We start from the raw sequence: 18,541 nt of genomic DNA, 5'->3' as shown, positions 1-18,541 counted from the left end.
TAAAAAAACATAAAAAAAGATGCCCGAAAACGGGCATCTTACTTCGATCGATTACGGCGTCCACCAGTTGCCGGATACCATAATCATGCTGAGGACGCGGATGCTGTTGTCGTAATAGTAACTGTCGGAGGTCGGCGAGTTCACGATGTCGCTCCACACCTTGTTCAGCCACACCTGGTTGGACGAATCCACCATCGCACTGACGGCAAAAGGCGCGGTGAACGCGATCGCGTGATCCGCTTCGATCACCTTGCCGCTGAGCTCGTAGCCCGAAGCGATCTTGGCCGGGTTGCCTCCGGTTGCGGACTGGATCCAGCTGTTCATTTTGCGGACCTGGCTTAGCGCCCGGGTATCCCCGCTTATGAGGTAGTCCGTCGCGATCCGCCAAGGCGTCCGGCAGGAGTTCCAGCTGTAATCGTTATCGGTCGGTTCCTCCAGGTAACCTTCCGGCGCCGGCGCGTAAGTGCCGTCCGATTTGCGCACGATGAAGTCAGGAAGCAGCCCCGTATTCGGGGAGTTATTTTTGAACACCGTATTGATCACGTTGTAAGTCGTGTCCGACACTTTATCCCAGTTGGCATTGCCCGTGGCGGCCTTAAACGCCTTAAGATGATTCATCATAAAATCGGACGCGCGTGTGCCCGGACCGAATTCGGGATCGCTGTCGGAGGCCCAATCGCCCATCTTCAAATGGAAATACTTCGCGTGCACTTCACGCTTCATGATGGCATTGATAATTTTCACGGCTTCGCTCTTGTAGTTGACCGTTCCCGAGCTGCCCCACTGCTTGTCGGCAAGCAGCAGCGCGTACGCGATATCCATATCGCCGTCCGTAGCCGCGTCGCTGCCCGAAGTGTCCACGATGTTGCCCGACGAATCCTTCGCCTGCTGCCACGCCATCAGGGCCGGATCGATCGAACTCGGGTGAGCTTTATAGAAGCGGTAAAGCCCGTCGAAATACGTCTGGGCGTCGGCATCGTGACCCGCCATATAAGCGGTGATCAGCATCCCGTATCCATGACCTTCCGAGCAGGAAACGACGTCCTTCGGTTTCGTTACGATTTTTTCTTTATTATAAAATACGTAGTACTGGTTTGAAATCTTCGGATGCTTGACGAGGTATCTCGATTTCCATTCGTCATATTTCGTTTTGACCTGCTGATCGAGCTGGGCCTGGGTATAATTGTTCGGTTTGATCGTGCCGGACGTATACGAGACATGCTGAGGGAACGGTTTTAGGGCGGCTGCCGCGACTGCGTTAACAGCCTGACTTTGTACCAGGGTATCTTCCGAAGCGGATGCGGCCGGTATACCTTGAGCTCCCGCCATAACCGGAGCGGCCACCAGACTGCATAACAAACAAGCGGATGCGGTGAATCCCAGTAATGTTTTCTTCATCGTTCATTCTCCTCTCTGATTTGCACTGCGTATGAATCGGACCAGCAACATCCCCCGCCCTTTCGCGCGGGCCACCACCTCCCGGCACGCATCGGCCAGACCACACTCCACAGTCCGGTACTTAAAAGTTAAAGCGCTTTAACTTTTGGCCGTAAAAAAACAGCTGTCCTTACCTGACCCAACAAATTCGTGAACGAAATTGCGATTTTCAGAGTAATGCGGCAGCTGCTGCGTTTTAATCCTAACTAAAACTATAAGCGCTTTCAATTTCCTTGTCAACCATAATTTAGAAATCGTTATATGATTCTTTTGTAAATATTTGTTATGTTTTTAATTTTCCTTATTTTCCGAGCAAGCTTCGGCGGCAGATACGGCTTCGATCACATCCGTAAAGGAGATCCCTAAACAACTCCGGACGATATAAGCCGATTCATTAAACGCTTCCGCTTTATGAGCGTACCTTCTGGCTTGTCCTTTATATCCCAGGGAATCGTAGAGTTTTGCCGTTAGCTGATATTCATTAGCTTGATTAAAAAGCAGGACACACACTTGAAATGCTTTCTCCAATTCTTTCAAGCCTCCAGTTTTCAATTCTATTTTGGTAAAGTTGAGGTTGAGGGGCCAAGCCGTTTGACGCCTTCATAAAAATACCGGTTGAGATGAAGCCTTAATCCACCGATACTTTACAATAAATGGGATTCATAACACTCTGATCATACACAATTTGTATAGTTATGTCTATACAAAATAACCGGAGAAGAGCCGACATAGGCTCATCCTTCATGGAATTCGTAAAGCTCCTCCATATGGCAGTCAAGAGTGAAAGCGACTGTGGCGGCCGCATCGAAAGACATCTTCTCCCGATCGTTGACCCAGTTGGAGATTTGATGCCTCGAATAGCCCGTCCTCCGTGCCAATTCAGCCTGTTTCATCCCGGCCCTTTGAAGCAGCAGCCTAAGTCGGCAGTTCCCGCGGGTGTATGCCAACCTGTATTTCTCCCCTCAGTAATTCATGATGTTGGGTTCATTGTATCATTCACGTCATTAATAAGTAAGCGTGCCGACGGCATTTCGGCAAAGATAACAGGTAACGAATCGCAGTAGAAAAAAAAGAAAAACCCTTCTTTACAAGCGAAGGGTTTAAAAATTGCAGACGGCCTTACCTGTCCCCGAGCAGCCGCTCATGGAGAAAATCAACGACATGCATGACCTTCATGCTGCCGTCCCCGTGACGCTCGTTGCCCAGCTTCATTTGAAGCAGGCAGCCGGGATTACTCGTCAGCAGATACCGGGCGTCCGTGGCGTTGGCGTGGACCATTTTGTGATCCAATATCTGATTGGCCATTTCCGGCTGGGTCAGATTATAGATGCCCGCTGATCCGCAGCAGCGGTCGGCCTCGAACATCTCCACGTACTCGACGCCCGCCACCTGCCGCATAAGCTTGCGCGGAGCGTCGGAAGAGCGCATCACATTGCGCAGATGGCAGGAGTCCTGGTACGTGATGCGCACGGAAGGCGCGGCCGTGGCAAGTCCCGCAGGCGGCTGCGCCTGTGCAAGCGCGTCCCGCGGCGCCGTGCCCCCAGCCGATGCGTCCGCGCTGCCCGTGCAGGCCGCGGCCGTTTCCGCCTGCGCGGACGCGTCGTCGATGGCCGCGAGTTCGGCGCCGATGTCCGCCGGAGCGGCCGTCGTGCCGGCGGCGCCTGGTGCGTCGGCTTCGGCCGCTGCCGTTGCAGGCGTGCCCGCAAAGGCGGCAGAGGCTCCCGCCTGCCCCGCCGTGGTTGCGGCCTGCGCCGCACTCGCTCCGGGGGCGCAGGCTCCCGCCGCGGCAGCACCCAGGCCGCCCGCCGCGATGGCCCAGCCCTGCTCGGCGAATTTCGGCACCCGGCCGAAGTTGACGAGCAGGTCGCTGACGTCCTTGACGCGGGCGGCAAACCACGCCGCGTCGTCCTTCCACTGGGCGTCCTCATGCAGCAGATGGTCGTACTCCGTCAGGATGGCTCCGCAGCCGCCCGCGTTGGAGACGATATAATCCACGCCGGCTTCCCGGAAGGCGCGGATGTTGCCGCGGGCCAGCGAGCGTGCCCCGTCCGCCTCGCCGCTGTGCGCGTGAAGCGCGCCGCAGCAGTTCTGCGTGTCCGGGATCACCACTTCGAAGCCCGCTTGCGTAAGCAGCTCAACCGTATGAACGTTCGTTTCCGTGAACATGACATCCATCAAGCAGCCGCGGAAAAGCCCGACGGTCGCGATCTTGACCCCGACAGCCGCATGACGGCCGCCGATCCGCTCGATCACGCCCCGCGAGGACGACTCCGGCAAAATCTGTTCCATTTCCCTCATGTGGTCAGGGAACAGCTTCATGATGCCGCTGCCCCGCGTAATTTTCTGCAGCCCCGAACGCTGATAGAATCCCAGCGCGCCGCCCAACAGCTTCATCCGGTTCTGCTTTGGGAATACCGCCTTAAACGCTGTGCGGCGGGCAAGCTTCACCCAGCCGCGGTGACTGTCCGTGTGATCCTCGATCGCATCGCGCGCCTGCTCGATAAGCTGCCCGTACTTCACGTCAGCGGGGCAGGCCGGCTCGCAGGCCCGGCAGCCGAGGCAATGGTTCATCTGCTCTTCGAAGGCGGCGTCCGGCGCCATAATCCCGTCCGCGACCGCCTTCATAAGCGCGATGCGGCCGCGGGGCGACTCTGCCTCAATGCCTGTTTCGCGGAACGTCGGACAGGCCGGCAGACAGAAGCCGCAGCGCATGCAGTTCGTCAGCTGGTCCTCGTCCAGGCGGAGCTTCAGCTTCTGTGCCAGCGGATTGCTCGTGGTGCATGCTGCTTTCTCAGCCACGGTCGATCACCACCCTTTTGCGTGATTCTTTGGCGAAAACTTTGCCGGGATTGAGCAGATTAAGCGGATCGAACGCCTGCTTGATCCCCTTCATGACCTCAATGCCCGCGGCGCCTACCTTCCACTCCAGGAAAGGGGCTTTGACGAGACCGACTCCGTGTTCTCCGGTAATCGTTCCCCCGAGCTGGATCGCCGCTTCGAAAATTTCTTCGAAAGCGGCCTCAACCCGGTGAACCTCCTCCGGATCGCGCGCGTCCGTCGTCGCCGTCGGGTGAAGATTTCCGTCGCCCGCATGGCCGAACGTGCAGATGGTTACGTCATGCTTCTTGGCGATCCGGTTAATCTCCATCACCATATCGGCGATTTTGGAGCGGGGCACGGTCGCATCCTCCAATATCGTCGTCGGACGCAGCCTTGCAAGCGCGGTAAAGGCGCTGCGCCTTGCCGTCAGCAGTTTCAGCGCTTCCTCTTCGTCCGCCGCGACGGCGATGCGGTCCGCGTTTTCGCCGCGGCAGATGTTCTCGATCATCGCGATATCCCGCTCCACCGTGGCGGGGTCACCATCCTGCTCGATCAGCAGAATCGCTTCCATATCGAGAGGCAGCCCCAGCTTGGCGAAATCATCGACCACCCGGATGGTCGGATTGTCGAGAAATTCAAGCGTGGCCGGGATGATCCGGTTCTCGATAATTTTCGAAACGGTGCGAGCCGCGCCGTACAAATCTTTGTACATCGCCAGCATCGTCTTTTTCGCCTTCGGCGGCGGAATGAGCTTCAAGGTCGCTTCCGTTATAACGGCCAGCGTTCCTTCCGATCCGACGAGCAGCTTCGTAAGGTCATACCCGGCCACGTCTTTCATCAGCTTGCCGCCGGTGCGGATAATTTCCCCGCTCGGAAGCACAGCCTCCAGACCGATAACGTAATCCTTCGTCGTTCCGTATTTCAGCCCGCGCAGCCCGCCCGAGCACTCGGCAATGTTTCCTCCGATCGTGGAGATCGACATGGAACTCGGGTCCGGCGGGTAAAAAAGCCCCAAAGACTCCACATGAGTGATAAACTGTTTCGTATTCAAGCCCGGCTGTACGACCGCCGTTAAATTTTCCAGATCGACCTCCAGAATGCGGTTCATCCGGTGCATCACCATCACGACCCCGCCCTGCACAGGCACGGTTCCCCCGCACAAATTCGTACCCGATCCGCGGCTGATAACCGGTACCCGGTGTTCGCTGAGCACCTTCATAATGGCCGACACCTGCGCGGTATCTGCCGGATAAATGACGCCGTCGGGCAGCGACTGGAGCATCGGCGTCCCGTCGTAGGAATGGGTTACGAGCGACTGGGGATCGTCTTTAAACCCTTCCGCGCCCGCAATGGCGATCAATTTTTGTCTGACTTGTTCGTTCAGCAAATTCAGCACCCCTTTAATTAAATAGGTCCGTCTCTGAAAACGTCTTCATTTCCATGCGACTGCTCTTAATGAAGCCCTTTAAAAGTTGAAATAAATTTCATTAATAGATCAGGTCATCTGATGACTTTCTTTACAATTAAGTATACACTAAAATAAATCAACCGGAAGCCGGAAAATAAAATTTTTAATACGGGGGCTTAACAAATGGATGTAAATACGAACGGACGGCCGCTTAAAAGTCATGAATGGGTGTTGAACGATCTCCGGAAGCAGTTGGAGGAAGGACGGCTCGCCGTTGGCGACCGCCTCTCTTCCGTCGTGGACCTTGCCGCACAGTACGGCGTGGGCCGTTCCACGATCCGCGAAGCGCTGAGCGTCCTCAAGGCCATGGGCCTGCTCGATATCCGGCAGGGCGGCGGCACCTTCGTCAAGGCGCTGCCCTCCGAACCCCCGCACCCGGGCCTGCTGCGCCCCGAATGGGTCGGCCGGGCCGAATCGCTGCGGCACATCCTGGAGGTCCGGCGCGTGCTGGAGACCGGCTGCGCCTCTCTTGCCGCCGTCAACCGGACGGAGGCCGATCTCGCCGCGCTCTCGGGCACCCTCCGCAGCATGGAGGAGCATCTCGGCGACGAAGCGCTGAGCGAGCAGGCGGATGTCCGCTTCCATGAACAGATCGCCGCCGCCACGCACAATCCCGTGCTGGCCGATCTGATGGCGTCGCTTTCGCAGAAGCTGCACGACAGCATGAAAGACACGCGAGCGCTCTGGTTTTACGCCGAGCGTTCATCGGCGGAGCGTCTGCTGCGCGAGCATCAGGCCATTTTCGACGCCATCCGCTCCCGGCAGCCGCAAGAAGCCTCGGCGCGAATGGAGCAGCACATCACCAAAGTGGAGCAGGTGCTCGGGGAGAAAGGCGCCGATGTTCCGTCCCGGTAACGTCACGGCTGGACGGCGCCCTTGTGCCGCTTTCTTGTTGAACGTTCAGTTACTCGCTTGCAAGGCAAACCCTCTTCGCGATCGTCACGCGACTACGGCGCAGGCAGGTTGCCGGCCGGTTTCGTCCGGCCTTTTAGCTGCCCGGCGACCTTGCCCGCAATCCACAATTTTTCATCGGATTATGTATGTCACCGCCGGGAGCTCGTCACGCTCCTAACCCGAAAGCCACAGGTTCAAGTCCTGTCCCGCAGCCTGTCACGGCTCACTTCGCATCCGCGGGTTCTCTCCGTCCGGCGGCAGCGCGTGCCCCGGCAGGCGGACAGCCCGTCACACCCTCCCGCAAGCTGAATAGGATGCTACAAGCAACCTTCGGGAGGGATTGTCGTGCCTACCATCAGCCTTTGCATGATCGTGAAGAACGAAGAAGACCATATCGGGCGCTGTCTTGCGTCCGTGGCGGATCTCGTGGACGAGATCGTCATCGTGGATACGGGCTCCACGGACCGGACGGTCCCCATCGTGCGGGAGTATACGGACCGGGTCCATCATTTCCGGTGGATCGACGATTTTGCCGCCGCCCGCAATTATTCGTTCAACCTGGCCGAAAAAGAGTACATCCTCTGGCTGGACGCGGACGACGTATTCGAGGAGCCGGACCGGATCAAACTCGCCGCGCTCAAGAGAACCCTGGAACCTTCCGTGGACGCGGTTAATATGGTTTACAACCTCGCTTTTGACGAGTTCGGCCAAGTATCCGCCAGCATCCGGCGCAACCGCCTCGTCAAGAGAAGCTGCGGCTTTCTCTGGCACGGGCCCGTGCATGAATATCTGGAAGTCCGCGGGAGTGTCCGGACGACGGATATCGCCGTCACCCACCGGGCTCTGCACCACGACAGCGGCCGCAATTTGCGCATTTACGAAAACCGGCTGGCCCAGGGAGAAACGTTCTCGCCAAGGGACTTGTTTTATTTCGCCAATGAATTGAAAGACCACCGGATGTACAACCGGGCCATCCATTATTACGAGGAGTTTCTCGGGACGGGGAACGGCTGGGTCGAGGACAACATCTCCGCATGCGGCAGGCTGGCGGACTGTTTCCACGCGCTCGGGGACGAGAAGCGGGAGCTGGACAGCGTGTTCCGCTCGTTCCTCTACGCAAGTCCCCGCGCTGAATTTTGCTGCCGTCTGGGTTACGTCTTTTTACGGAAAAAGGACTGCCGCACTGCCGCCTACTGGTACGAGGCCGCTTTACAGGCGGGCAAGCATACCGATTCGTGGGCGCTGACTCATATCCCCTGCTCGACCTGGCTCCCGCACCTGCAGCTGTGCGTCTGCTACGACCGGCTCGGCAAGCACGAGCTGGCTCACCGGCACAACGAGACGGTGCTGGAGTACCGTCCCGGCGACCGCCAGGCTCTAGCCAACAAGACTTATCTCGAAGGCGTGCTGGCCGGAAAAGAAGGAACCCCCGCGGATTAACCCGCGAGGGTTTTGTTTGCATTATTCGCCGAGTACCGCGCGCTGGGAGCTTCGCGCGGCCGGAAGCCCGGAAGCCCGGAAGCCCGGAAGCCCGGCAGTTTATTCGGCTCATTGCAGGGTCTTTTCATGCCCGCGATGAGTTCCCGGCGCGGTGCGGCACCGCTTGAAGGCGATCAGCCCTCCGGTTTTTTGATAACATGCCCCCCGAACCGGTCAGCCGGGCTCCGGTGGTTTCCTCCTCTGACGCTAACCCAGCACCGGCGGCTTCCTGCGCGGGCGGAGCTGCTCGAAGGCGTATGCCAGCTTGATGAGCACGGGCTCCGCGAAAGCTCCCCCCGTGAACATCACGCCGAAAGGCATCCCGCTCCGCAAGTACCCGCCCGGCACCGCGATCGAAGGATAACCGGCTTTGGCCGCGATCTCGTCGCCCGCCGTGTTCGGGAACAGCAGCGCATCGAGCTGATGCCTCTGCATCGCGCAGTCGATCCCTTCCGTCCGGGACAAGCGCAGATCGGCCAGCCGGTGAAGCAGATACTCGGGTTCGGTCAGCTTGCCCGAAGTGGCTTCCGACCGGATCAGCACCTGCTGCCCGTACTTCAGCGCTTCGTCCGCGTGAGCCTCGTTAAAGGCGATCAGCTCCTCCAGCGTATGCACCGGCAGTCCGTCAGGAAGCCTGCCCAGATACGCGTTGATACCCGCCTTAAACTCGTAGTAGAACACCTTCGAACAGTGACCGGACAGCTCTTCCAGCGAAGGAATTTCCACCGGATCGACGATGACCGCGCCCGCCCCCCGGATTTCATCCAGCAGGCTTTCGAAAAGCTCCCGCTCTTCGTCCGTGAGCGGGTCCAGGTGCTCGCTGCGCGGAACGCCGATCCGCGCGCCCTTCAAACCGTCCTTGTCCAGATGGACGGTAAAGTCCGGCTCTTCCAAGCCTGCCGCGCTGCCTGTCGCCGCATCCTGCGGGTCGTACCCGCAGAGCACGCCAAGCAGCGCGGCGGCGTCCGCCACCGTCCGGGCCATCGGTCCGGCGGTGTCCTGGCTGTGCGCGAGCGGAATGATCCCGCTTCGCGAAATGCGGCCCAGCGTCGGCTTGATGCCGACGACGGAGTTGTGGATCGCCGGGCTGAGAATGGAGCCCGACGTCTCGGTTCCGACGGCAACCGTCGTGACGTCGATAGCGACGGAGGCGCCGCTTCCCGTGCTCGATCCGCCGGCGTACAGGTCCGCTCCGTACGGGTTCAGCACCTGGCCTCCGCGGGAGCTGTAGCCGGAAATCATATCATCGGCCATGAAATTGGCCCACTCCGTCATGTTCGCTTTGCCGAGGATGATCGCCCCGGCTTCCCTTAGCTTTTTGACAAGGAAGGCGTCTTCCCCGGCGTAATGATCCTTGAGCGCTAAGGAACCCGCGCTAGTATGCATGTTATCCGCGGTCTGAATGTTGTCCTTGAGCAGGACGGGAATGCCGTGGAGCGGTCCGCGGACTTGTCCGAGCCGCCTTTGGGCGTCTGCCGCCTCCGCCAGATGCAGGGCGTCCGGATTCAGCTCCAGGACAGAATTAATGCCGGGCCCCTGCTGATCGAACGCCGCGATCCGTTCCATATAATACCGGACCAGTTGGAACGATGTGCATTCTCCCTGCTCCATGGCATGCTGCAGCCCGGCAATGGTTGCTTCCGCAAATATAACCATCATGCGGTTCCCCTCTCTTTTTCATCGTAAGATAAGCTCCGTCTGTTTCCCGGTACTCCTCATAATTCCATTATCCCAGAGGGAGGAGCCTACCTACAAGAGTAAGATTCGTTATAGAAAAAAAGGCCTCCGTGCCGGCAGCTTGACCTCGGCGCAGAACCCTTTTTTATACGGCTGTTCGTATCATCCTTCCAAAAATGCGGCTATCTCCTCCTGAAGGCCGCCCAGCCTCTCCCGGAGGTCTTGGAGGATTCTTTCGTCGGAGATCAGGGAGTAGAGATGGAACGCCCGCTTGTACTGCCCGGCCGCCATAAATATCTCCCCGATCAGCCGCGTGACATGATCGCTTCTGGGATGCAGCAGGGAATACGGATGCTCCAGTTGTTTCAGCCGGTTCAGCCCCGATTCGGCCCGGGTCACCAGATTCCCCGTTCCATCCGTATACTCATGCAGAAGCAGATAGTACAGTCCGTCGGTGCAATCGGGATAAAGCGCATTGATTTCCTCCGCCAGGGCATTCAGCGGCTCGTTATATTGAGGCTGTCTGTCCAGTATACCGGCCAGTAGCAGCAGGCTGCGCAGATGAAAATGGTCCGGCTCGGTACGCGTTCCTCTGAGCCGGAGTCCTTTGCGGATTCCCTCCACGACTTCATGGTCGGGATATCCCGCTTCCTGCTTCTCTCGCGCCAGAAAATAATGCCACCGGATGTTATCCGGCTCTCTCGCCACCATCTGCTCTTCCAGCCGGATATTCCGCTCGTGCTTGTTCTTCGCCTTGATCACCTTCGGCTCGTACCCGTCGTGGGATAGCGTGAAACTCGTCATAAGATGCCGCAGATCCCCGCCTCTTTCGTCCATCTCCCTCCGGAGGTCCTCATGAATGACGCCGTAGTAGCGAAGCCCGTCTTCCCGGCGGTAAATTCTGCGGGTCAGCGTCAACTCCTGACCGTCGTGATTGACGATTCCGGGCGAGACGACAAGCGCCTCGGCCGGACAATCATAGAACAGCCGCAAAAAAGCTCTAAGCTCCGCCCCGTCGCCGATCAAAGCTTCGTCCGCATCCACGTGGAAGATCCAGTCTCCGGTCGCCAAGCCGTTCAGCCGGTTACGGATTTCGGCAAAATCGTCCTTCCACTCCGTTAACTCGATCCGGACGTGCGGATAGCCGCTGCGGATCACGTCGACCGTGCCGTCCGTCGAGCCCGTATCGAGGACGATAATCTCGTCGGCCACCCCCTGCACACTGTCCAGACAGCGCGCGATGCACCGCTCTTCATTGAAGACGGGAATGACGACTGATATCGACGCCCGGCCCGACCGGAGCAAATCCTCGAGCAGCTCTCCGAATTCGCTGCCGCTCAGCGCCGCTATTTCTTCCCGCATGCCGGACGGCTCTTCTCCGATGAGCGAGACCAGCTCATCCGAGCATTCCCGCACCTTTTCCAGCAGGGTAATCCGCTCTTCAACCCGGCGGAGCAGATTCTCCGTCCGCCCGTCCGCGCTTGACGGTTGCGCGGGGTGGACAGACCCGGAGGACGGGAGCGGCGTCCCCGGCTCCGCTTGAGCGCGTGCCTCTCCGAATGCTTGCTCCGGCCCCGGGTTCCGGGACTCTGCCGCGGAACGAAGCAGCTCCTTATGTATGTTTTCAAAGAAAGGGAGATTATACCTGTACTTGTTCAGCCAATCCCGATCCGCGTTAACCATCCGCTCACCCCTCTGCGCTATTGACCCCTTACGCTTCTATTATTTCCCTGGCTATCGAAATGAAAACAGGGCCGGTTAAACCGGCCCTGTTTCCTGATTAGCAATTGCTGTTTTTGGCCGGATAAGGCGAGCAGCCCTTGGCCGGTTTGCTGTTGCCTCCGGTCACATCGCCGAGTCCGCAGCCGAGCGGATTAGAGAAGAGGCCCCGCAGGAAGTCAGCCGTCCAGCGCGCATGGTCTCTCCAGTCGCCGCCGTTGACATTCATCATTTCGGTTTCATCCAGCTTGGTGAAAGAGTGGTTACTTTTGAGTGTTTTCATTGTAAGTTCTCCTTTCCGAAGTAGGTTGAATAACCTCGACTTTATTTAACCCGGAGTTCCAAAATTTAATCGTGATTTGGATATATTATCCATTCATTTAGCGATTTTAACTATTAAAACTTGTTATTAATCTCTCTCTAACGGGTTATTTAAAGGTAATAACCTGCTGTAGGAAGGCGTGATTATGTTGAGCTTGAGCCGAAAACCGGTTTGTATCCGGCAGCACGACCGGAAAGATTGCGCCCCCGCCTGCCTGGCTGCCGTGGCCCGTTATTACGGCCTGAAAATGCCGCTTTCCCTGATCCGCGAAGCTTGCGGCACGGATCATACGGGGACGAACGCCTACGGCATCGTGCAGGGGGCCGAGAAGCTCGGCTTCACCGCCGAAGCGGTAAAAGGCGACGCCCCGGCTCTGTTCGCCGGGTTCGAACTTCCGGCTGTCGCGCATGTGATCGACCGGGAAGTTCAGCATTATGTCGTGATCTACAAGGTTACCGGGGATAAGGTCCTTGCTGCCGATCCCGCCGAAGGAATGCGGACATACAAAACGGAAGAATTCCTGAACCTGTGGACCGGCGTGCTTATTCTGCTGACGCCCGGCGAAAGCTTCGAACCCGGCAGCCGGGTGACGGGCGCTGCGAAGCGTTTCTTCCCCCTGCTCCGCAGCAACCGGAAGCTTCTCCTGCCGATTCTTGCCGCCTCGCTTCTCGTAACGGCGATCGGCATGACCGGCGCCTTTTATTTTCAAATTCTGCTCGATACGATTATGGCCGAAAAGCTGCAAGGCACGCTCACGCTCGTTTCGGTCGGCATTATTGTGCTGTACGCGGTCCAGACCCTGCTTGATTTCGCGAGAAATCATCTGTTCCTGTATCTCGCCCAGCGCATCGACCGCAGTCTTGTGCTGGACTATTACAATCACGTCATTTCGCTGCCGATGAGCTTTTTCAGTTCGCGCAAAACAGGGGAAATCACCTCCAGACTGACCGACGCCTCCAACGTCCGGGACGCGCTCTCCGAAGCCTCTCTTCATATCGCGGTCGATTCCCTGACGCTGCTGATAGCGGCTGCCGTCCTTTATAACCAGAATCCGCTCCTCTTCGGCCTTACGCTGCTGCTCGTCCCGGTGTATGTGTTGATTATGGCAGGCTTCCGCGGATTTTTTGACCGGTATAACCGGAAGATGATGAACGAGAATGCCGAGCTGACTTCCTATGTCATCGAATCCATTAAAGGCATCGAGACCGTCAAAGCCTCCACCGCACAAAGGGAGGTAAAAGAGACCGCAAGGGCGAAATACGAAGCTTTTCTGGCTACGGCGTTTAAGTACGGTCTGATGAACAACGTCCAGTCGGCGTTGAAAACGGCCCTCCAGCTTATCAGCGGAGTCGTCCTGCTGTGGATCGGCGCCCGTCAGGTGCTGGAAGGGGAGATCACGGCCGGCCAGCTCATTACCTTTAACGTGCTCCTGGCCTATTTTCTAAGCCCGCTTCAGCGGCTGATCGACCTTCAGCCCGTACTCCAGTCGGCTTATGTCGCCGCTTCCAGGCTGGGTGAATATATGGATCTGGCGGCGGAAAAAGAGCTTTCGCCGGATGAAGCTGCCGTCTCCAGGGACGCCTTGGACCTGCGGGGGGATCTGCTGATCCGCCATCTCTCTTACCGCTACGGAAGCAGGCCCCTTACCTTAGACGATGTAAATCTCACGATACGCGAGGGTTCCTCGACGGCTCTGGTCGGACCGAGCGGCTCCGGCAAAACAAGTCTGCTGAAGCTGATGATGAAATTTTTCGAAGCCGAGCAGGGAAGCATCGAGATCAACGGACACGATCTGCGTGATATTCCCGCCGGTGTCCTTCGCAGCCGGATCGCGTATGTGCCGCAGGAAACGTTTTTCTACCACGGCACGGTTTACGACAACTTGTGTCTGGGACTCGATCCCAAGCCGTCCCTGGAAGAAGTTGCGAAAGTCTGCAAGCAGGCGCAAATTCACGACTTTATCGCCTCGCTTCCCCAGCATTACGAGACGGTGCTGGAGGAGAACGGCTCCAACTTGTCGGGAGGCCAGCGCCAGCGGCTTTCGGTAGCGAGGGCGCTCATGAAGAAGCCCCACCTGCTTCTGATGGACGAAGCGACAAGCAGCCTGGACGCCGTGACGGAGAAGGCGATTACCTCGCTGGTCGCCGGCCTCGGCATCACGACAGTGATGATCTCTCACCGGCTGAGCGGAGTGCGGCACTGCGACAGGATCTGCGTCATGGACAAGGGCCGTATCGTCGAGGCCGGCAGCCATGACGAGCTTATGCGGCGGGGCGGCGCTTACAGCGCTTTGTGGAACAGCCAGTTTGCGGAAGCGCAGGCCGCTTTGTAAGGGGCAGTGCGGGAGACCCGGTTTTACTGCCGGGTCTTTTCGGTCGGGTCTTTTCGGCCTGCCCTTTCATGCGGCGCCCTCTTTCCGGTCAAACTAACCGGACGGCGGCTTGTTCTTCTCTATCCTCCGCAGCCTTACGCCCCCTTCTTCGGGTCCCGCAAGAGGGCTAAGAGGAAGCTCCTCGTCCGCTCCGGAATGGTCAAAGCATAACTCCAGGGGCCGGAACAAGATGCCGGATTTCCGGACCCAAGAGCTCCGTACCCGAAATTTCCGAACCCGGAAGCTCCGTCGTGCCGGGAATAAACCGGCTTATTTCCATGCGGACGCCACAATTTTCCGAAAAATAATTTGAAAACGAAAGAAAATATGTATATATTCTTACATAACGAAATGTTTTTGATTTTTTATCCGACAACATGTTAACGAATAGAAATAAAAGGAGGCAATCCGAAAATGAACACCCAAGAGCCGCCGGAAACCAAATCTACGGGAATCGACGAAACCGACCGCAAAATTATCCGGGCCTTGAACGCCAACGGCCGCATTTCCTATACCGACCTGGCCAAAGATATCGGGTTATCGCGTGTGGCCGTCCAGGGACGGATACAAGCTCTGATGGAAACGGGAGTAATCGAAAGATTTACCGCGGTCATCAATCCCGAGAAAATCGGGATCGGGGTCTCCGCTTTTTTTAACGTGGAGGTAGAGCCCAAGTTTCTGCACCAAGTGGCCGACCGGCTGGCGGAAGAGCCTTCGGTGACGAGTCTCTATCATATGACGGGTCCGAGCAAGCTGCATATGCATGGGCTTTTTACGAATCATCAGGAGATGGAGCTGTTCCTCAAAGAAAAGCTGTACCCGCTGCCGGGCATTACGAGTGTGGACTGCCAGGTGCTGATTACCCGGTTCAAAAGCCGCATGGGAATGAGGTTGTAAATATGGAACAGGCTTCCCGCGGGCGAAAGCCCTACTACGAACTGACCTCGGCAATGGTCAAAACCGGCATTCTCGGCTACGGCGGAGGTCCGTCCGTCATTCCGCTGATCCGCTATGAGGCCGTCAATCATTACGGCTGGATGGAAGACGAGGAGTTCGGCGAAATCCTGGCCTTGGCCAACGCCCTCCCGGGTCCGATCGCGACGAAAATCGCCGCCTACCTCGGCTACCGGCAGAAAGGCACCCCCGGTGCTATCGTCGCCGTCATCGCGCATATTCTGCCTTCGTCGCTGGCGATGATCGCGCTGCTTTCCGTGGTCGGCTACTTGAGCAGCTCCACCGTCGTGCAGGGGATGATCGCCGCCGTCGTCCCGGTTGTGGCCGTGATGATCGGCCTGATGGCCTACGAGTTCGCCGAACGGGCCGTCAGAGGGCTCGGCAAGCTTGCGGGCTTCGGATTTTTCGCGCTGTCGCTGCTAATGCTCGAAATCATTCAAATCCACGCGGCGATTGTGATCATCGCTTTCCTGGCCTACGGCGCGTTTCATTTCAAAGCCGTCCGCTGGCTGCGGGGCAAGCTGGGCAAACGAGGCACACCGGATGACGGAAAAGAGGACGGTTCATGATGGAAGAGTGGCTGAACCTGTTCATCGGTTTTTTCGTCGCCAACGTCCTCGGTTACGGGGGAGGGCCCTCCTCCATTCCCCTCGTGTATCAGGAGGTTGTCACGCACTATCACTGGGCGGACGACCGCCAGTTCTCCAACATCCTTGCGCTGGGCAACACGCTGCCCGGCCCGATCGCGACGAAGATCGCCGCTTACGTCGGCTACGACGCCGCCGGCTGGTTCGGGCTGACAGTCGCCATAGCCGCGACTGTCGTTCCTTCGGCGGTCGCCCTGATCGTACTTCTGAAGCTCCTTCAGAAGCACCGGCAGTCCTCCGTCGTGAGAGGCATGACGCTGCTCGTCCAGCCCGTCATCGCCGTCATGATGGTCGTGCTGACCTGGCAGATGGCGGAAGGCTCCGTCCAATCCATCGGCATCTGGCAGTCGCTCGGCATTGCCGCCGTCGCGTATTGGGCCATGCAAAGGCGCAAAATCCACCCGGCGTTCGTGATCATTGCCGCGTTCGTCTACGGCGGCGTGGTGATCGGACATTTCGGGATCTGAGAAACGGTTATTTCCGTTTAAGCAGTTTTCCGGCCGTAAACACGGTCCGGTTTCATTCGGAAGTGAAGCGCATGTCAGTTCCGTTCGTGCTTAAAGCAGCGCAAAACCCCCGGTAGGCTTCATACCGGGGGTTACGTTTATGCTTCCATGTCTGCCCGGGCAGGAGCCCGGTCCGGCTCCGGACACAGCTGACGGTACACGCAGCATGTACCGTCCGCCCGTTTCCTAGGAAGGCTTCTTATCCACGAAGCTTCCCCCCTGATACGGGGTTTCGTCTTCCTTGATGTTCTCGCGCCGCTGCCGGGCTTCCTCCATCAGAACGGCGGAATCGTCCTGCGGAGCGTAGCCGATCAGTTCTTTTAAATAGCCGATATCGTAATAATTGCCTGTATTCGCCGACGTTCCGTAGAGGACGAGGTACTTCATCGACGCGTCCGCTTCTATGCAGCGCTCGGCAAGCTGCACCATGTCCCGGGACGAAATCCAGATGTGAGCCGAACGTTCGGAATGAGGGCGGTCATCGCCGGGAAAATTGCCGATCCGCATATTGAAGGAAGAAATCCCGTACTTATCCGCATACAAGCGCCCGAGCAGTTCGATAGTACACTTACTGAGTCCGTAAAAGCTGTCCGGCCGGTAAGGGTCCGTAACCTCCACATCGTCCCCGACCTTGTAAAACCCCGTCGCATGATTGGAGCTGGCGAAAACGACCCGCTTCACTCCGTTCTTGCGGGCGGCTTCATAGACCCGGTAAGCGCCCGCCACGTTGATCGGCAGCACTTTCCCCAAGAAATCCTCGTCGTCCTTGGCCCAGGCAATGTGCAGAATCGTATCCACGCCTTTCGTCAGTTCCTCCAACCGGTCCGCATCCGTCACATCCAACCGGACGACTCCGGCCTCCTCATCGGCTTCCAGATCGGCCGCCGTGATGTCGTAACGGTCCAGGCTCCCCAGCCCGTCCAGCAGCGCGCTGCCGATTCTTCCCGACGCTCCCGTGATGAGAATTTTCCTTCTCACTGCCCTCTCCCCTTCCGAAAAACGTTTACGGGCCGGCTCCCTCGGCGGAAAGCGCCATTCACGGAAGTTTTCCCGCCCGTTATGTGTACACCTTACCCCCGATGCCCGCACCGTAATCTCCTTAAGGCCGTTCACCTTTAACGGCACAACAGATTTCATTCGAACAGGAGAGACAGCCGATTCAAAAGCTGAATTAATCGTATCCATCCTTTGTAGCAGCGGTCCCCTTCCTCCGGGAAGCAGTTCTTTTATTTTGTAAAATGGGATAAATTATAAATGACATGAACCTTTAGGAAAGCCAATAGACCAGATAGGAAGCAGGTGTAGCACAATGATAGATTTGGATAAATTAGCCGAGATATTTGCCAGCTGTTCCTGCGATATAGAAAGTGCCTACCGTTTAGTCATCCAGCCGGAAAGTATATTGAGCGACTTTAGGACCGTAAGCCACGGATTTCTTTTTATCATTCGCGGAGAAGCTAAAATGTGTGTGAACGGAACGGCCTACGAATTACTTCCGGGATCGGTATTCCATGCGGCTCCAGGCATGCGGCTGGACTCCCGAGTTATAGGACAATCAGAGTTCGAGTACTATTTGCTTTTTTATCGATTGGACAAGTTAGGTGATGGAAATAGAGGTCATGAATGCGACTCTCATTTCAAGCTTGAACCTGGAGTAAATCCGAGAGTGACGGAATTACTGATCATGCTCCATCAGAATGTCCATACACTTGGAGGGATAGGAAAACTTCGCGTCAAGGAATTATTCTTAAGCATCGTGCATCAAGTTCTGGTAGGTTGCAGGTATCGGGAGAACGGCCATTTTCCAAATAAAAGAGTGATAGAGGAGGCGGTTGCATACATTAACGGGCATTATATGAATCCGTTGACACTCGGCGAGTTAGCTGAGCTGCATGCAATGAGTCCCAAACGCTTCTCCTACTTCTTTCACAAATATACGGGGCTGCGTCCCATCGATTATGTCATTCATTATCGTATGGAAAGAGCGAGTGAATTGCTTAAAGCAGGCCATTTTCCCATCCGCGATATTGCCGTCAGTGTCGGTTATGCCAATCAGCTATATTTCAGCAGAGTATTTAAAAAGAAATTCGGTGTGTCTCCCTCCGCATACACACATAAAACAGAGAATCATAAATAACCGCACGGCAAGCCTGGATTAGATAATCATCCATATAGCATTCGCGATTTGTGTATTTGCATTTTCTGTAGTCCTTGCTACACTATACATTGATAATGAGAATCATTATT

Annotated in this window: 16 protein-coding genes; 7 read left to right on the top strand and 9 right to left on the bottom strand. The window is 57.0% G+C overall.

The genetic code is table 11. From position 1 onward, the window contains the following. Positions 1–51: 51 nt before the first annotated feature. From ABH899_RS20730 to ABH899_RS20710, 5 genes are all read right to left on the bottom strand, one after another. On the bottom strand, positions 52–1,398 hold the full coding sequence (locus tag ABH899_RS20730; protein WP_370000085.1) for a family 8 glycosyl hydrolase: 1,347 nt from the start codon (positions 1,396–1,398) through the stop codon (positions 52–54). A gap of 330 nt (positions 1,399–1,728) precedes the next feature. Next, complete coding sequence (locus ABH899_RS20725; protein ID WP_370000082.1) at positions 1,729–1,965, bottom strand: hypothetical protein; 237 nt, start codon at positions 1,963–1,965, stop codon at positions 1,729–1,731. Positions 1,966–2,171: 206 nt separating this feature from the next. Continuing rightward, complete coding sequence (locus ABH899_RS20720; RefSeq protein WP_016423834.1) at positions 2,172–2,384, bottom strand: helix-turn-helix domain-containing protein; 213 nt, start codon at positions 2,382–2,384, stop codon at positions 2,172–2,174. A gap of 172 nt (positions 2,385–2,556) precedes the next feature. After that, positions 2,557–4,236 (bottom strand): (Fe-S)-binding protein, encoded by a 1,680-nt coding sequence (locus tag ABH899_RS20715; protein ID WP_370000079.1) that lies wholly within the window; start codon positions 4,234–4,236, stop codon positions 2,557–2,559. Further along, positions 4,229–5,644, bottom strand: coding sequence for an FAD-linked oxidase C-terminal domain-containing protein (locus ABH899_RS20710; RefSeq protein ID WP_370000076.1), 1,416 nt, complete (start codon positions 5,642–5,644; stop codon positions 4,229–4,231). Before ABH899_RS20710 ends, ABH899_RS20715 begins: the two co-directional genes overlap by 8 nt. Positions 5,645–5,848: 204 nt before the next feature. Here ABH899_RS20710 and ABH899_RS20705 point away from each other — a divergent pair, with 204 nt between their 5' ends. Then, positions 5,849–6,580: a FadR/GntR family transcriptional regulator gene (locus ABH899_RS20705; RefSeq protein WP_370000074.1), complete on the top strand. Its 732-nt coding sequence runs from the start codon at positions 5,849–5,851 to the stop codon at positions 6,578–6,580. Between the two features lie 384 nt (positions 6,581–6,964). Continuing rightward, entirely contained in the window at positions 6,965–8,059 is a 1,095-nt protein-coding gene (locus ABH899_RS20700; protein ID WP_370000071.1) for a tetratricopeptide repeat-containing glycosyltransferase family 2 protein, read from the top strand. A 246-nt stretch (positions 8,060–8,305) separates the two neighbouring features. Here ABH899_RS20700 and ABH899_RS20695 read toward each other — a convergent pair whose 3' ends face one another. The 3 genes from ABH899_RS20695 to ABH899_RS20685 form a co-directional block, all read right to left on the bottom strand. Then, a complete protein-coding gene (locus tag ABH899_RS20695) occupies positions 8,306–9,757 on the bottom strand; it encodes an amidase (RefSeq protein WP_370000069.1) in 1,452 nt (483 codons plus the stop codon). Between the two features lie 180 nt (positions 9,758–9,937). Then, positions 9,938–11,458 carry a glycosyltransferase family 2 protein gene (locus tag ABH899_RS20690; RefSeq protein WP_370000067.1) on the bottom strand — a complete coding sequence of 507 codons (1,521 nt, stop codon included), beginning with the start codon at positions 11,456–11,458 and terminating at the stop codon, positions 9,938–9,940. A gap of 97 nt (positions 11,459–11,555) precedes the next feature. Beyond that, entirely contained in the window at positions 11,556–11,777 is a 222-nt protein-coding gene (locus tag ABH899_RS20685) for a bacteriocin-type signal sequence (RefSeq protein ID WP_009672156.1), read from the bottom strand. 184 nt (positions 11,778–11,961) lie between these two features. Between ABH899_RS20685 and ABH899_RS20680 the strand changes: the two genes are divergently transcribed. From ABH899_RS20680 to chrA, 4 genes are all read left to right on the top strand, one after another. Next, entirely contained in the window at positions 11,962–14,148 is a 2,187-nt protein-coding gene (locus tag ABH899_RS20680; RefSeq protein ID WP_370000064.1) for a peptidase domain-containing ABC transporter, read from the top strand. 453 nt (positions 14,149–14,601) lie between these two features. Then, on the top strand, positions 14,602–15,084 hold the full coding sequence (chrS, locus tag ABH899_RS20675; protein WP_370000061.1) for a chromate efflux transcriptional regulator ChrS: 483 nt from the start codon (positions 14,602–14,604) through the stop codon (positions 15,082–15,084). 2 nt (positions 15,085–15,086) lie between these two features. After that, entirely contained in the window at positions 15,087–15,710 is a 624-nt protein-coding gene (gene chrB, locus ABH899_RS20670) for a chromate efflux transporter ChrB (protein WP_370000058.1), read from the top strand. Beyond that, positions 15,710–16,255, top strand: a complete 546-nt coding sequence (gene chrA, locus ABH899_RS20665; RefSeq protein WP_370000426.1) for a chromate efflux transporter ChrA — start codon at positions 15,710–15,712, stop codon at positions 16,253–16,255. Before chrB ends, chrA begins: the two co-directional genes overlap by 1 nt. Before the next feature lie 225 nt (positions 16,256–16,480). Here the strand turns inward: chrA and ABH899_RS20660 are convergent, their stop codons facing one another. After that, entirely contained in the window at positions 16,481–17,272 is a 792-nt protein-coding gene (locus ABH899_RS20660) for an NAD-dependent epimerase/dehydratase family protein (protein ID WP_370000055.1), read from the bottom strand. Between the two features lie 331 nt (positions 17,273–17,603). Between ABH899_RS20660 and ABH899_RS20655 the strand changes: the two genes are divergently transcribed. Further along, positions 17,604–18,431 (top strand): helix-turn-helix transcriptional regulator, encoded by an 828-nt coding sequence (locus ABH899_RS20655; protein ID WP_370000052.1) that lies wholly within the window; start codon positions 17,604–17,606, stop codon positions 18,429–18,431. The last annotated feature ends 110 nt before the right edge of the window (positions 18,432–18,541 follow it).

This window comes from Paenibacillus sp. RC84 (assembly GCF_041260495.1).
Classification (GTDB): domain Bacteria; phylum Bacillota; class Bacilli; order Paenibacillales; family NBRC-103111; genus Paenibacillus_F.
This window is presented reverse-complemented; position numbering and strand designations above follow the sequence as displayed.